The organism is Haladaptatus ordinarius (genome assembly GCF_054177595.1).
The window spans coordinates 1-15333 of record NZ_JBPEHH010000040.1; the positions used below are offsets into that span (position 1 = coordinate 1).

Consider the following 15333-nt stretch of genomic DNA (forward strand, 5'->3'; position numbering starts at 1 on the left):
ACAGCGTGCTTCCAGCCGGCAAACCCGTTGCCGGCTGGATGGCTAAGCTGGATGAGAGCCGCGTCAGTAAGCTTTTGAGCGAGTGAAGCCACTTGCTTCACGAAGCGGAAGAGTGTCTTTTGCACAACTGCACTCTCCCGCTTCAGTACACTGATTCTGACGACTTATCCCGCCGTCTTCTGCGGATTCAATTGAGCCGTATCGTCCACTACTGCTCGAGCAAAGCCACGCCCTCACTCGGGCAGTCGCTCGTGGCAGAGCCACTCGCTACTTTTCTCATTCGCCCGTTGTCACCAGGCCCGTAAGTGATTGGTCGGCCTGCCACCGCAGGTCGGTCTATCGGCTTTCTGCTGGAAATCGCCCGGGCGAGAACCCACCGAAATCGGTTAACCGGATTAGAATTGGCCGGATCCGCTGGAGCGCACCTGGCCTGCTGTCCTGGTATCTTGAAAATGCGGCGCGTTTTCAGCGGCAAGGAAGAACGAAGTTTTCCCGAGTGAGGGCGTGACTGAGCACTAGCGTTAGCAGTCACGGGAACTCAGCCTTCACTTTCGGAAGCTACCCCGAGTTCACATTTACTTTCGCGAGTCACACTGCATCCACTCACTCCCCGTATCCTGCCGACGAGAAATCGTCCTCACCGTCACCGTCACGACCGTCAGACCAACACTCGCATCACCCGTCGTACGTCGAGCAGTCCGCTCGCGGTCGCTAGTCCGACCCAGACGCCAGCGCCGAGTGCCACGACGGCGAGCAACGAGAGCAGGCCGGAGACGAACGAGAGCGCGATTATCACGACGGTAGACATGGCCAGCGTGATGGCGCAGACGAAAGCGACGTGTCGGAGCAGGCGCGACAGGGACAGCTCCAGTTCCTGATGGACGACGGCGAGGTTGACCAGCGAGTACGCCGAGTGTGTGACGACGGTGGCCCACGCCGCGCCAACCGCGCCGAAGGTCGGGATGAGCAAGAGGTTGAGGAGGAAGTTCGCCACCGAGGTGACGCCCTTGGCCCACGCCCGCTCCCGTGCCCGCCCGAGGTAGTCCAGCGCGTCGCTCGTAATGAACATCACCGCTTGCAAGACGACGTAGCCCGCGTACACCTGCACGACGGGGATCGCTCCGGCGTACTTCGCGCCGAATACTTGCGTCACGGCAGGGTCGGCGACGAGCACCAGCCCCGCCCCCGCTGGAACGTAGAGCAGGAGGGTGTGCCGAAACGTCGTCTCGTAGAGGCGCGCCGCCGACTCGCGTTCGTCGCCCGCCTTCTGCTCGCCGTAAGTCGGCGAGATGGTGAAGCCGAGCGAGGCCGCCGGAGCCTGCAGGAACGTCGAGATGTTCTTGGCGAGGAAGTAGTGGCTCACCGCGACCGGTCCGACGAGTGCCCCGACGAGGATGGTGTCTATCTTCTTGTCGAGGACGTTCGCCCCCTTCGTCGCCGTCAGCGGAACGCTGTAGCGGAGCACGCGCCGGGAGAGCCCGTCCTCGCGGTCGTCCGGCTCGTGGGTGGTGTAGAACTTCGAGTAGAGCACGCCGATCCCGACGACGGTCGCCAGCGCGTAGCTCACGACGTAGCCGACGAGTGCGCCGACCGCACCGCCGACCAACAATACCCCGCCCACGACGAACACGAGCAGGCTCACGCTCCCCGTCGCCTTCGTCACCGCGCTCCAGGTCACGCGATTGAACCCCTGGAAGACGACCACGGAGAACGTCGAGAGCGAGTGGACGGCGAGATAGGCACCACCGAGCACGAATAACGGGGCGAGTTCAGGCTGATTGACCAGTCGCGCGATGGGGTCGGCGAGGAGAGCGAACGCCGCAGCGACGACGACGATGGCGACGAGTCGGTATCGGATGGCGGCCCGGAGGACGTGCGGAACCTGTCCCGGGTCGCGCTCGCGGTACTCGGTGACGTACCGGGCCGCCGACTTCGCCGTGCCGAGGTCGGCGAACAACCCGGCCACGCCGAGCACCGCGAGGGCACTGCCGAGCAGTCCGTACTCCGCCGGCGTGAGCAGGTATCGAGTGAGTAAGATGACGAGCAATCCGCTTGAAACGACGTGGAGTGCGCGGGCGGTCAGCGTCGCCTTGAATCCTCGGGCGAAGCTCTTCGAGTCCATCGTGGTCACCCCGTCGCGTTCAGGTGGTAAAGCTGAAATTCTCCACCCGACTGCACCCGGGAGACGCGGGGGTTGCTGTCGAGCGTTCTGAAGCCTCGTTTCGGGAATCTGAGTCCGTTGTACACGTCGAGTTCGCGCGCTTTCGCGGAGTCAGTTACCGGCAGGTAGCGAGGGTCTTCGAAGGCAGTGACGAGTCGACGGGCAGTGAAGTTCTCGCCCGTCGCGTTCAATTCACTGCCGTATATCGGTTCCCCCCGGAAGTCGTTTCGTTGGCTCTCGTTGTAGCCCAGGATCGCATCCGAATATCGGTCCCCCGGCGACCGAAGCCCGGTAAAGAGGGCGTCGCCGCGCTGGTCGAACGCCGTCTCGTACCCCGCCATCTGGCTCTCGGAGACGTGCCCCGAGGGCTGGTACATGTACGGCGAGTGAAATAGCGTCGGCACCGAGAGCACGAGCAAGAAGAGGAACACTCCTGCTGTGAACCCCGCGACGGGGTCTGCGTTGGGGAGCCTTCGCTCGACGAGGCTCGTTCCGCGGGCGAATGCGACGCCACCGAGCACCGTCACCGGAACCATGATAAATCCCATCACGCGGAAGTGAAACTGGCCGAGACTCGCGACGAAAAAGACGCCGAAGAGCCCGGTCAGCGGAATCATCCCGATGGCGAAGTACTTGACGAACGCGCAGGTGTCGGTTCCCTTGACCCGGTCGAACAGTCCACCGAGCATGAAGAGTCCGGCGACGACGCTAAAGAGCAAACTTACCAGAAAGAGTTTCACGAACAACAGGCGGATGCTGCCACCGAGTTGCGAGAGGCTGGCGGCGGCCTGTGTCGCGTCGGCTCCCGCCGTCGGGTCGTCGATCAGACTCGAGAGCAGCGAACTGACCGCACCGCCGGACCGTTCATGGAACGGAGTCCACATGAGAAACGTCGCCATGAGAAACAGGGTCTGTGCGTACATCGGTCGGTGACGGGCAATCGCGTGTCCGTCATGGAATAGTCGATAGACGAACTGGACGACGACGACGCCACCGAACAGGAGGATGACGTTGACTGCCTGCTGGGGGTGGACGAGCACCATGGCCAGAGACGTCAGCGCGAGGAGCGTCCCCGCAGCAGTGCCGAACAGTGGCAGCCGCCGCCCGTCGGACGACGTGACGTACTTCGCGACGAGATAGAGGACGAGGGGAAGGAACAGTATCGCCTGGGAGGTCGGATGTGGCATGACAAAGACGCTGATGGCGTTGATGGGGAGCAAGAGAAACCCCGCGAGCGCCGCGAACGTCTCCGCCCGGTCGTCGTCCGTCACGACGCGCACCGTGAGCGGGACGAACAGCAAGTAAACGAGGACAAACGCGGAGACCATCATCAAAAGCGACCGCCGGAGCGACAGCCCCGTCACCTCGCTGAGAACGATAGCAATCGTGTGCGTGCCGGGATAGAGCAGTTCGTAGACGGCCATGTCGCCCGAGATGATATCCTTGGCCCAGCCGAGGTGGGTCAGCGCGTCACCGGGTCCGTAGAAGTGGTAGCCTCGGAGGAGGGGAAGCGACGCGATGGAGAACATCGCCGTCCCGCCGAGGACGAGACCGAGCGACCGATACCAGTCGGGAGACGAAACCGCGACGGCGGTTCCGACGAGGAGTGCGACCGCGGCACCGATCCAGAAGGACGTGGGCGTCGCTCCGTAAATCGACAGTTCGTAGCCGGTTGCTGGCGACTCGTGTGCCACGAAGACCGCCATAGCAAGCGAGCAGAACCCGACGACGAGCGCACTCTTCTCCAGTCGGTGTGTATAGGTCCGTGCCATTCGCTCGTCTCCGGCGTCGGCCGGTTCACCCTTTGTTATGGACTTCCTGATTTCGCCCGGTACGAACGATGAGGTCTGTCGCGTAGCCGGCGACGTCGATCTTGTCGTCGAGGAGTCGTGCTCTCCGGCGTTGGAACGTGTTCGGGTCGGCAGTGTGGACGAGCGATTTCGCCTTGCCGACGGCCTCACGGTCGTCTGCCGTAGAGTAGAGGAGACCGTACTCCGCCAGTTCGAGGAAGTTCGTCATGTCGTCGGCCCCGGCGAACGACTGAGCGCGTACTGCGGGCGTACCAAGGACGGCTGCCTCGGTCGCCATCGTCGCGGAATCACCGACGTAGAGGTCTGCGTGCGCGAGCAGGTCGTGGACAAGGTGCGGCGGCACCGGGAGTCGGTACTGCCTGAACTCGGGGGGAAGCGGGGATTCGCTCGTGACGTACACCTCGCCGTGTTCGTCCAGAAACGAGACGAGGTCGCGTTTGGCCTCGCGCGAGAATCCGTTCTCCCCCACGTCGTGCAGGGCCGACCACTGCCGAAAGCGAACGAGGAAGTATCGTTCGTCCGGGTTCACGCCGTGTTCGCGGAGGCTCTCGGGGGCCGGGCAGAACCGGTCGGGATGGAGGTACGCCAGTTCGTGATAGCCGTCGTACCGAACGTGGTTCGAGCCGAAGTCGTCCCGGAATCGACGCGGAGTGCAGATGACGTGTGCCAGCGGCGTTGTGATTCGGTGTGACTGTGCGCCTTCGTTGTCTATCCAGACTACGCTTTGTGCGCCGACCAACGGCGCGACGTGCGAGACGGCGACGCCGCCGATAGCGGTCATTACGTCCGGGCGAATGCGCAACGCCTCGCGGAGCAATCGCGTCTCGTAGGTGGCCTGTACCCGCGCCAGTCCCGCGAGCGAGTCGGCTTTGCCGGCGAGCACCGTGTGTTCGATACCGTATCGGTCGAGCAGGTCGAGCGCGATGTCCTTGTCACGGGCGAAGACGTGCACTCCGTGCCCTCGGCCCTCTAGCGCGGCGATGATGTGCCGGTAGAAGTGGACGTGCGCCGGGTGTTGGATGGTTACGATGACGTGCATCAGAGGACAGTTTGGTACACTTCGTAGATTCGTTCTCCCATGCGTTCGAGACTCAGGTCGCGGACGTGTTCGCGGCCGTTCGACGGCCGCGGGTCCGAGAGCACGTCCACCAGCCCCGCCACGAGTTCGTCGTCCGAGGAACAGACGTACGAGGGCGATACCCCCGACAGTCTGCTTCGGACGTCGCCGACGTCGGTCGTCACGACCGGCACGTTACATGCCATCGCCTCCTTGACGGAGTTCGGCGACCCCTCACTCTTCGAGGGGAGCAAGAGCACGTCGGCGGCGTTGTAGTAGGTCGACATCTCGTCGTGTGGAACGCCGTAGACGCTCTGCAGTTCGACCGGTCCCGAAACCTGCTCGGCCGCGTTGGCGACCACTCGCTCCGCCCGCGGGAAGTCTTTTATCTCACGCGAGGGAGGGTAGGGAAAAAGGACGTGGGTGCCGTCCCGACTCCAGCCGACCGCCTCGCGCGCCGCTCGCTTCGACTGCGGGGCGAACCGCGAGAGGTTGATGCCGTGGGGGACGACGTGACACGGTGCGTCGAGTTCGCGTGCCATCTCCTCGGACATCACGATGACGGCATCGCAGTGGCGAGCGCACTGTTTGCTCAACCAGCCGTACTCGCCGAGGAGGTCAGACCCCCACAACGAAAGGACGACCGGCAGGCGATGTTGGGCCAGCGCCATCGGTGCGGTGAGTCCGTAGTTGGCGTGAATCAGGTCGTACTCACCGAGGGCGTGCCGGAAGACAGTCGGGAAAAAGCGCAGGTAGTCGGTCGGCGACCGCCGAGTGACGGATTTCCGTGCCCGATGCGTTCCCGGCGGTGAGAGTGTCTCTTCCGTGACGCCGCGTTCACGAAGTACCCGCACTTGCTCCCGAAAGAAGCGAGCGTCGGTGTTCGTCACGAGATTCAACACCCGCATCGAACTGGTGCTGGCGCTCGATTTGATGGTTCCTCTCGACACAGTAGCCGAAGACTCTCCCGAGATAGCCTTTGTTATCCGCCGCTTTATCGGGTCACGACAGAGAATAGGCTGGTCGTACCGCTCGACCGGAAGACGGGTCGCCCTCATCGTCTCGACACCGCCGCGACTCGTTCCATTGGGTCGCCTTCGGGTGTGGCGTTCGTGGCGATGTTCACGATTATCTCGGTGAGGTTCACCTTGTCTGCCAGGTATGCGTCCCGGCGGGCGCGCAGACGGTCGTTCTCCGAATCGTCGGCAAGGATGGTGAGCGACCGTGCCAGTACGTCCTCGAACGAACGCAGGTTGTCGATGAGACCCTCGTGCTCGAGTTCGAGGAAGTTTCCCATATCCGATTCCCCGACGAAGGAGTTCGAACGAATCGCCGGTGTTCCGAGCAGTGCCGCTTCCGTCACCATCGTCTGCGTGTCCGCGACCAGCAGCGACGCTTCTGCGAGCGCGTCGTGGAGGAGGGCGGGATGGAGGTCGAACTGCCGGGCCTCTCCGGGTGCGGGATTCCCACCTTCGTCCGAGACGAACACCGTGACCCGCTCTGCCAGTGCGGAGACGAGCTGTCGCCGTTTCGCTGGCGAGAACCCCGAGTGCCCCACGTCGTGGTGTGACCCGAAGGCGTTGAACCGGACGATGGCGTACTCCTCGTTCGGGCCGACGTCCAGTCGCTCACGAATCGTGGGGTCGGGTTCGTACACCTCAGGGTGGAGGTAGGCGAGTTCTTTGAAGCCGTGGAACTCGTAGTGGTTCGCTCCGAGGTCTTTCCCAAAGGTGTGTGGCGTGAGGAACGTATCGACGAACGGACGGGCCGCGAGGTGGTCGATCGTGGTCGGTTCCGAGTCGGCGACGACGACGACCGGCGTCCGCGAGATAGCGCCGGCATGGGCCGCGTACGAACCCACACCGAAGATGAGGTCCGGGTCGTACCGCCGGGTTCGCCGGAATATCTCAACGTAGTGTTCCGGTAGCTCTCGAAACAGCGAGAATTTCGTCGTGTCACACGTTCCGTATATCTCGTGTGGCAGATCGTAGTACGAAAGCAGGGCACGTGTACAGCCATAATCACGCCCGAGCACGAGCACGTCGTGACCCTTCTCGCGGAGTCGTTCCACCGCGTGTCGATAGAGGTGGACGTGTGCGGGCGTGTTGGTGAAAAAGAGGTATCTCATCCCCTGACGAACTCGTAGGCTCGTTTCGCGGCGTCCATCGTCTTTCCGTTCGATTCCACGAGATAGTACGGGACGAGGTCGGCACCGAACTTCGCTTTGTACCGACAGAGGCGCTCGGTGTTCGCGCCCATCAGGTCGTAGGTCGTCACCGATTCGACCGGCGACCCCTCGACGATGTCTTCGATGATGTGCCAGTGGACGAGGCTGTTCACGCTCGTCCCCTCGTAGACGGCGCGAGCGCCGCCCTGCCAGAAGTACGCCGCGTCGTTCGAGTAGAGGGCGGTGATACCGCTCAGGTAGTCGCCGGACGAGTCGCGGGCGACGTACGTCTGGGCCCGGTCGTCCAGCCCCTCCCAGAGGTCACGGACGTACTCCCACGAGAGACCGAGCGTCTCCCCTTGTTCGTCGTATCGGTCGACGGTGTCCTCGTAGACTTCACGCGCCCCGTCGATTCCCTCGCGGGTGATCGTCACGTCCAGGTCTTTCGCGTCCCGAATCTCTCGTCGAAGACTCTTGCTGAACGACTTCATGACCGCGTCCGGGGTGGTTGATTCGAGGTTCAGGTGGTACGTGAAAAAGGGTTCGACGTCCAAGTCGTCCCAGACGTAGGGGCGGGGGTCTCCGTACTCCGTCCCACAGAGCATTCGAAACAGGGTCAGCCCGGACCCGATCTGTTTCCCGACGCGCTGGGCGACCGGCGAGTCGAACCCCACCTGCGCCAACTGTTCGGTGTAGTCGGTTCGAATCCGGTCGAGCACGCGCTCGGTGAACTCGCGGTTTACTTTCTCCTGTTTTCGCCGTTTCGGACTCGTCGGCATCATTATCGGCCCGAGTCGCGGCACCGCCATCCCTGGCGGCGGCGAAAGAGCGGCAGTCCCGAGCGGCCCATTCCGGACGACGACGGGGAGCAGCGCGATGGCTTGCTGTCCCTTGAACCCCCCGTACAGGCGGAGTTCGCCGGCGGCGTGGCGGTCGATTGCAGCCAGCGCCGCCGACTGATGAAACACCTCGAATCCGCCCGAGGGAAGTGCGTCGTCCCATTCTGTGAGGTCTAGACGTTCGACTCTCATTCGTCCTCTCGTCAGTCGATACTGGTGGTTTTCACTTTGTTATCCCCCACCTGTCGGTGGAACAGTGCGCTCGAAGGCGAATCAGGTGCGGGCTACGACCGCCGTAGGCGCGGCGTACCGGTCGACGTTCGATTCTGTGTGGCGAGCAGGTCGTAGAAGTCACGCGGCGGACCGACCCACGCACCGTTGTCCAGTGCGGTCTCGATGAGTCGGCGATAGAGACGACGGTGACCGGGGAACTCCTCGGAGAACATCCTCGGGTGCCAGAGGACGGTCATCACGGCGTCGTTGTCCGCCGCCTCGGAGAGCAACGTTTCGCAGGTCTCCCACGCGCGGTCAAAGTCGGTGCCGGGGTCGGGAACCGCGATGTCCATCATCGTGAGCGGGAAGACGAGGAAGTCGTCGTCGAAAGGCCGTTTGACCTCGTACCCGTGCTGGAACCCACAGTCCGTGCTCGACCCGAGCGAGGCGTCGTAGTCGAGACCGATGGCGGCGTGGTGTTCCCACGTGGACTCGGCGCGGTTCAGGTGGTGCTGGCGACCGCCACGAACACGGTGGCCCAGCGCGGCCTCCAACGCCGCTTTCTGTTCGCGCAGCGCGTCGCGGTCGTCGTAGGAGTCGTACGACCCGTGGAGACCGACCTCCCAGCCCCCGTCATCCAGGTCGTGAAGCACGTCGAGGATGGCGGTGTCGAACAGGTCGTACCGCCCGAGATGTTCGATCCAGTACCGGGGCGTGAGCCACTTCTCCGGCGGTTTCTGGACGATTGACTCCTCTTGCAGGAAGTAGAACGCAGACCGCACGCCGAGCGACTCCTCGAGTTCCATTATCTCCTCGAACTGCCACCACGGATTGACACCCGGAAGCAGCGACCGCAGATGGTCCGGGTCGCGGTCCTCGAGTGCGTAGTAGAGCGCCTGAAGTCGCTTGTACGGCCGATCGACGTCGTGCGTGAGACAGAGTTCGAACTCGAACTCAGAAAGCATCGGTGAGCACCTCCACGATTCGTGCGGCAGCGTCTCCATCGCCGTAGGGCGTGGGTTTTTCGTCGGGCGTCGTCGCCCCCGCGACGGCGGTCCGAATCGCGTCCCCGTCGGCACCGACCAGCGTGTTCCAGTCGTTCTCGACCGTCTCGACCCACTCCGTCTCCTCGCGGAGCGTGACACAGGGCGTATCGAGGAAGAATGCCTCCTTTTGAACACCGCCCGAATCGGTCGCGACGACCGTGGCCGCATCGAGCAGAGCGACGAACTGGCGATAGCCGACCGGGTCGGTCAGCGTCAGGTTCCGATCGGCAGTTTCGTACAGTCCGAACTCCCGTAGACGTTCGACGGTTCGGGGGTGTGCTGGAAGGACGACTGGCCGTGGGTCGTCAGACAGCGCGTCCAAGATGGCTTCGAGACGCTCTGGGTCGTCGGTGTTCGTATCGCGGTGGACGGTGGCGAGGACGAACTGCTGGTCCGCGACGCCGAAATCCGAAAGCACGCTTCTGTCGGCACGTTTTCGCGCCCACAGCAACGCGTCGTAGCCCACGTCACCAGTGAAGTGGACGCCTTCGGAGATTCCTTCGTCGGCGAGATTGTCCATCGCGTCCGGGGAGGGTGCAAACAGGAGGTCGGCGGCGTGGTCGGTGAGCACGCGATTGGTCTCCTCGGGGATGTCGCTTCCGCTCCGCATCCCGGCCTCGACGTGTGCGAGTGCCGGGTCCATCTTCGACGCCGCTATCGCCGCCGCGAGCGTTGAGTTGGTATCACCGTAGACCAGCACCGCGTCCGGTTCCGCGTCTTCGATTCGCGCTTCGAGACCGGCGAGCATCGCGGCCGTCTGGCGTCCGTGGGAGTTGGACCCGACGCCGAGGTTGCAGTCCGGACGTGGGATGTCGAGTTCCTCGAAGAACACCGCCGAGAGTTCGTTGTCGTAGTGCTGGCCGGTGTGGACGAGCACTTCGTCGTGGTCGCGTCGGAGTTTCCGCGAGACGGCGGCGGCTTTCACGAACTGCGGGCGTGCGCCGACCACGGTGAGCACCTTCATTTGTCGCGCACCTCCAAACCCTCGTTTTCCGCCCTGTCGAACACCATCGCCAGCGCGAGACACATCCCACCGAGCACCATCGCGGTCAGGCCGTCACACCTCTCGCGGCGTCTCCGAAGCATCCCGAGCGCGCTTCCGCCGACACCGACCGCGCCGAGACCGTACAGAAATGTGAGAGGATGGAAGTCCCGAACGACGTACTTCGATTTCAACCGCCGGAGAAACCCGACCAGAAGCAGGCCCGAGAGTTTCGGAACGAACGTTGAGTACCGAATCGAACTCTGTTCGTTGCCGTACACGGCCGGCATCGCCACGTCCGCGACGCGCATATCGTGGACGTTCAACCTGACCAGGAGAGCGTTGGCGAATCCGTAGTCGTCGTAGACGGTTTCGATGTCGAGCGCCGACAGCGCCCGCTGGGAGATAGCCGTGTAGCCGTTCTGCGGGTCGACCATCCCCCAGTAGCCACTGGCGACCTTCGTGAGGAAGGTCAAAAGCCAGTTGCCGAAACTCCGCCACGCCGACATGTCGTCCCGGAATCCGGGCGTCGAGAGGCGATTTCCTTTCGCGTAGTCGGCCCGCCCGTCGACGATGGGCTGGATGATGCGCGACAGCATCTCGGGGTCCATCTGCCCGTCGCCAGCCATCACCGCCGTCACGTCGATGCCGTCCTCGTGTGCGCGAGAGTAACCGGTCTTGATGGCCGCGCCGACGCCTCGATTCTCCGAGTGGCGAATCGGGACGACGCGCCGGTCGAACGAACTCACCGGCCCGCCGTCGGTGACTGGCGCGTCGCGGTCGGCGTGTGCCTGAATCTCCTCCCACGTTCCGTCGGTCGAGCAGTCGTCGACGGCGTACACGCGGTCGACAAAATTCGGGAGCGTATCGATGACGTGGCCGACGAACCCTTCCTCGTTGTACGCCGGAACGACCACGGCGACGGTGTTGCCCTCGTACATTCAACCCCCTCCGATGGTGTAGACGCGGTGAGCAGACCACGAGAGGTCCAGGGCGTTACGTCCGTCCACGACGACCATCGGGTCGAACCCGGCCCAGTCGATGCCCGCGAACTCATCGTGGTCGGTCACGAGCACTGCCGCGTCGAAGTCGTGGTCGCGGAGCGACTCGAGCGGGAGTTTGGTGGCGTCGAATCCCGTCGCGTCGTCCAGCATCGGGTCGACGGCGAACACGTCCGCCCCGCGTTCGGACAGGTCCGCACAGATGGGTCTGGCTGGCGTCGCCCGCGTCTCCTCGACGCCGGGGCGATAGGTCAACCCGAGCACGAGAACCCGGGCGTCGGCGACCGTCTTTCCCGCTTCGGCCAACAGTTCGGCGACTTTCTCCACGGTGAAGGCGGGCATCGAGTCGTTCACCTCCCGGGCAGTCCGCAGGAGTGGAAAGTCGGCGTCGAACTGCTGGATGAGGAAGTACGGGTAGTAGGGAATACAGTGGCCGCCGACGCCCGGTCCCGGTTCGTGGATGTCACAGAAGGGCTGGGTGTTCGCCGTCTCGATGGCCCCGTTGACGTCGATGCCCGCGTCGTCGGCGACGACGGCGAGTTCGTTCGCCAGCGCGATGTTCACGTCCCTGTAGACGCCTTCGAACACTTTCACCGCCTCCGCGGTGGTCGCGTTCGGCACCGCGATGACCTCGTTGTCAGTGAGTTCGTCGTAGACGAGCTTCGCGACCCGAGTGCTCTCGTCGTCGACGCCACCGACGACCTTCGGGTACGCACCCCGAATGTCCTGCAGAGCACGCCCGCTGGAGGTTCGTTCCGGGCAGACGGCGACACCGAACTCGTCCCGCGAGAGGCCGCTTTCGGCCTCCAGTAGCGGGAGCAGTTCGTCGCGGGTCGTCCCCGGTGGGACCGTACACTCGACCACGACGAGGTCTCCGGGTTCGAGTCCGTCGGCGATGTCGCTCGCGACCGACCGGAGGATGGCGAGGTCGGGGTCGCGGTCGTCGGTGATTGGCGTCGGAACGATGACAACGTGAATCGAAGCGACGCGGGCGGCCTCGCTCGGCGAATCGACCGCTCGAAGCGCGCCGGATTCGACCGTCTCGGCGACGATATCTTCGAGACCAGGTTCGCGCTTGACGTGACACTCGCCCCGGTTGATGGTCGCCACGACGTCCGGGTCGACGTCCGCACCGACGACGTTGCCACACGTCTCTGCGTACACCGCGGCGAGCGGGAGTCCCATCTTGCCGAGTCCGTACACGGCGACCGGAATCTCCCCGGTTCGAAATGCCTCGCGCTGGTCGTCGGCGGGGGCGTCGGTGGCGTAGAGCGTCTGGAGTTCTCGCAGACTCACCCGAGACGCACCTCCGTCTCGCGCAGACCGGAGGCCAACCCGTCAATCTTTCGGGCAATTTCGAGCACGCGGAGACCGTCTTCGCCCGTCACGACGGGCGTACCACCCGACTTTACGGTGCGAACGAACGACCGAATCTCGTTTTTCAGCGGTTCGCCGTTCTCGACGGTTGGGCGTTCGACAATGCTCTCGTGGCGGTAGCGCAGGTCACCGTTGTCCTCGATGTACTCCGGCATCGAATGGCGGTGAATCTCGACGGACTGGTCGGTGTAATCGACGTTCACACGGCAGTCTTCTGCCGTGATGGAGAGCTTACGTACCTTCTCCTGGGTCACTCGACTCGCGGTCAGACCGGCGACGACACCGCCGTCGAACTCGATGCTCGCGCTGGCGTATCGATTGTCCCGCGTGCCGAGCGCCGCGACCGAGGCGATGTCGTCGTCGACGATGGACAACAGCACGTCGAGGTCGTGAATCATCAGGTCCATCACCGCGCTCACGTCCACCGCCCGACCCTTCGGTGGCGGGCCGAGACGCTGGGCGTCGATGGCGATGATGTCCAGTTCGGAAACGATTTCCGAGAGCGTCCGAATCGCCGGATTGAATCGCTCGATGTGGCCGACCTGAACGATTACGTCCGCCTCTTCCGCGCGTGCCAGCAGGTCCCGGCCCTCCTCGATATCGGCCACGAAGGGCTTTTCCACGAGGACGTGCACGCCGCCCTCGATGCACTTTCGCGCCGTCTCGTAATGGTAGGGCGTCGGGACGGCGATGGAGACGACGTCCGCGTCGTCGATGGCCGTCTCGAGACTGACCGCCCGCGTTCCGTGGTCTCGGGCGACCTCGGTGGCTCGCGTTTCGTCTACGTCGTGGATGCCGACGAGCTTTACGTCCGGCAGTTCGCTGTAGACGCGAGCGTGGTGGCGACCCATGCTTCCGACGCCGACGACTGCCGCGGTGATTGGTTCACTCATAGCTGGTGATAGCAGATGCGATAGTTTCCACGTCGTCGCCCGACAGTCCGGGATGCACCGGGAGGGAGAGGACCTCCCTCGCGGCGCGTTCCGCGACCGGAGCGTCGTGGTCGACGTGTTGGTACGCTGGCTGTTCGTGGATAGGAGTCGGATAGTACACGCCAGTCCCGACCCCCCTCTCTTCGAGATGGCTCTGAAGTCCTTCGCGGTCATCCGTCCGCACGGTGTACTGGTGATAGACGTGCCGACTGCCGGCCGGTTCGTACGGTGGCTGCACCGCCGCATCTCGAAGGCTGTCGGTGAGGTAGGCTGCGTTGGCATGTCGCGCCTCGTTGTAACCCGGCAGGCGCGACAACTGCACCCGACCGATGGCCGCCGCCATACTGGTCATCCGGAAGTTGTGCCCGAGACGGACGTGATCGTACGAACTATACCCTCCCTCGGCCGTCTGTCGCCCGTGGTTGACGAAACTCGCCGCGCGCTCGGCGACGTCCTGTCGGTCGGTCGTCACCATCCCCCCTTCTCCGGTGGTCATGTTCTTCGTCGGATAGAACGAAAAGCAGGCGGCGTCGCCGAACGACCCCACGGTTCGGCCGGCGTACTCCGCTCCGTGTGCCTGCGCGGCGTCCTCTATCAGCGCGAGGTCGTAGGTGTCGGCGATGTCCTGGAGGTGATCCATCTCGGCCGGAAGCCCGTAGAGGTGGACCGGGAGGATGGCGTCTGCATCGTGTTCGCGGACCGCCTCCTCCACGGCGTCGGGGTCTACGGTGTACGTCTCCGGGTCGATGTCGGCGAACACCGGTTTCGCCCCGGCGAGCCGAATCGCGTTCGCGCTGGCGACGAAGGAAAACGGCGAGGTGACGACGCGGTCACCGGAGCCGATTCCGAGCGCGGCGAAGGCGGCATGGAGGGCGGTCGTCCCGTTACTCGTGGCGACGCCGAACTCGGTCCCACAGAACGTTGCGAACTCGTCTTCGAACGCTCTGACCTCCGGACCGTCCGCGAGTTGTCCGCCTTCGAGACAGTCGACGACTGCCGTTATCTCCTCGTCGCCCATCTCCGGGTCGGCGATGGGAATCAAATCTCGTTCCCTCCCTGTAGCGTCTCCGGCAGCGGTCGATGCTCGGCCGGTGCCCCGACCGCGAGTACACCGGGCGGAACGTCGTCGGTCACGACGGCACCGGCGGCGACGAACGCACCCTTCCCGACCGTGACACCGGGCAGGAGGGTGGCGTTCGCACCGACGGACACGTCGTCTTCGAGCGTCGGCCCTTCGAGGTCCTGTTCCCGACGAATCGGGTAGGGGTCGTTGGTGAAGGTGGCGGCCGGACCGACGAACACCCGATCACCGATGGTGGTGTTCGTCGGCACATAGACGTTCGTCTGCATACTCACCCGCGAACCGACGGTCGTCTGCCCGTCGATGACCGTGTTCGTTCCGACGACGACGTCGTCGCCGATAGTCGTCTCTTCTCGGACGAGCGCGCCGTGGCCGGTCGTGAAACCGTCGCCGATGGTCACGTCGTCGTAGATAACCGTCCCCGAACGGATGGTCGCGTCGTCACCGATGACCGGTGGCGTCGAGTCGTCTGCGTAGGCGTAGCCCACCGTTGCGTCCGAGTGGACGTTCCGGTTTCGACTCTGTGGCTCGGTCACCGACGACCACCCCTGTGGGGACACGAATTGCAGGGCGTGTCAGTGGATGGTAGTGAGTTCATAGGTTGGGTCGTGAATCGCCCGATTCCGCCGCGAACGCGACGGACAGGCGTTATCCCCTCCATGCCTA

At 64.0% G+C, this 15333-nt stretch carries 13 protein-coding genes and 1 pseudogene; all 14 read right to left on the bottom strand.

Annotated elements, in window-relative coordinates:
• Window positions 1-146: pseudogene (locus ACR3FF_RS15145) on the bottom strand (IS5/IS1182 family transposase); the annotation flags it as partial.
• Window positions 147-658: 512 nt separating this feature from the next.
• A complete protein-coding gene (locus tag ACR3FF_RS15150) occupies window positions 659-2122 on the bottom strand; it encodes a flippase (protein WP_458188923.1) in 1464 nt (487 codons plus the stop codon).
• 5 nt (window positions 2123-2127) lie between these two features.
• Window positions 2128-3933, bottom strand: a complete 1806-nt coding sequence (locus ACR3FF_RS15155; RefSeq protein WP_458188924.1) for a hypothetical protein — start codon at window positions 3931-3933, stop codon at window positions 2128-2130.
• Window positions 3934-3958: 25 nt separating this feature from the next.
• Entirely contained in the window at window positions 3959-5011 is a 1053-nt protein-coding gene (locus ACR3FF_RS15160) for a DUF354 domain-containing protein (RefSeq protein ID WP_458188925.1), read from the bottom strand.
• Window positions 5011-5937, bottom strand: a complete 927-nt coding sequence (locus ACR3FF_RS15165; RefSeq protein ID WP_458188962.1) for a glycosyltransferase — start codon at window positions 5935-5937, stop codon at window positions 5011-5013. The genes ACR3FF_RS15160 and ACR3FF_RS15165 overlap by 1 nt, the downstream gene beginning before the upstream one ends.
• A 146-nt stretch (window positions 5938-6083) precedes the next feature.
• Window positions 6084-7157 (bottom strand): hypothetical protein, encoded by a 1074-nt coding sequence (locus tag ACR3FF_RS15170; RefSeq protein ID WP_458188926.1) that lies wholly within the window; start codon window positions 7155-7157, stop codon window positions 6084-6086.
• Entirely contained in the window at window positions 7154-8227 is a 1074-nt protein-coding gene (locus tag ACR3FF_RS15175) for a lipid II:glycine glycyltransferase FemX (RefSeq protein WP_458188927.1), read from the bottom strand. Before ACR3FF_RS15175 ends, ACR3FF_RS15170 begins: the two co-directional genes overlap by 4 nt.
• 92 nt (window positions 8228-8319) lie before the next feature.
• On the bottom strand, window positions 8320-9213 hold the full coding sequence (locus ACR3FF_RS15180) for a polysaccharide deacetylase family protein (protein WP_458188928.1): 894 nt from the start codon (window positions 9211-9213) through the stop codon (window positions 8320-8322).
• Window positions 9203-10258 (bottom strand): non-hydrolyzing UDP-N-acetylglucosamine 2-epimerase, encoded by a 1056-nt coding sequence (wecB, locus tag ACR3FF_RS15185; RefSeq protein ID WP_458188929.1) that lies wholly within the window; start codon window positions 10256-10258, stop codon window positions 9203-9205. The genes ACR3FF_RS15180 and wecB overlap by 11 nt, the downstream gene beginning before the upstream one ends.
• The gene (locus tag ACR3FF_RS15190; RefSeq protein ID WP_458188930.1) at window positions 10255-11217 is read right to left on the bottom strand and encodes a glycosyltransferase family 2 protein; all 963 of its coding nucleotides are present in this window, start codon (window positions 11215-11217) and stop codon (window positions 10255-10257) included. Before ACR3FF_RS15190 ends, wecB begins: the two co-directional genes overlap by 4 nt.
• Window positions 11218-12573 (bottom strand): nucleotide sugar dehydrogenase, encoded by a 1356-nt coding sequence (locus ACR3FF_RS15195; protein WP_458188931.1) that lies wholly within the window; start codon window positions 12571-12573, stop codon window positions 11218-11220.
• Window positions 12570-13547 carry a Gfo/Idh/MocA family oxidoreductase gene (locus tag ACR3FF_RS15200; protein ID WP_458188932.1) on the bottom strand — a complete coding sequence of 326 codons (978 nt, stop codon included), beginning with the start codon at window positions 13545-13547 and terminating at the stop codon, window positions 12570-12572. Before ACR3FF_RS15200 ends, ACR3FF_RS15195 begins: the two co-directional genes overlap by 4 nt.
• Window positions 13540-14628, bottom strand: coding sequence for a DegT/DnrJ/EryC1/StrS family aminotransferase (locus ACR3FF_RS15205; protein ID WP_458188934.1), 1089 nt, complete (start codon window positions 14626-14628; stop codon window positions 13540-13542). The genes ACR3FF_RS15200 and ACR3FF_RS15205 overlap by 8 nt, the downstream gene beginning before the upstream one ends.
• Window positions 14625-15203, bottom strand: coding sequence for an acyltransferase (locus tag ACR3FF_RS15210; RefSeq protein WP_458188935.1), 579 nt, complete (start codon window positions 15201-15203; stop codon window positions 14625-14627). The genes ACR3FF_RS15205 and ACR3FF_RS15210 overlap by 4 nt, the downstream gene beginning before the upstream one ends.
• Window positions 15204-15333: the final 130 nt, after the last annotated feature.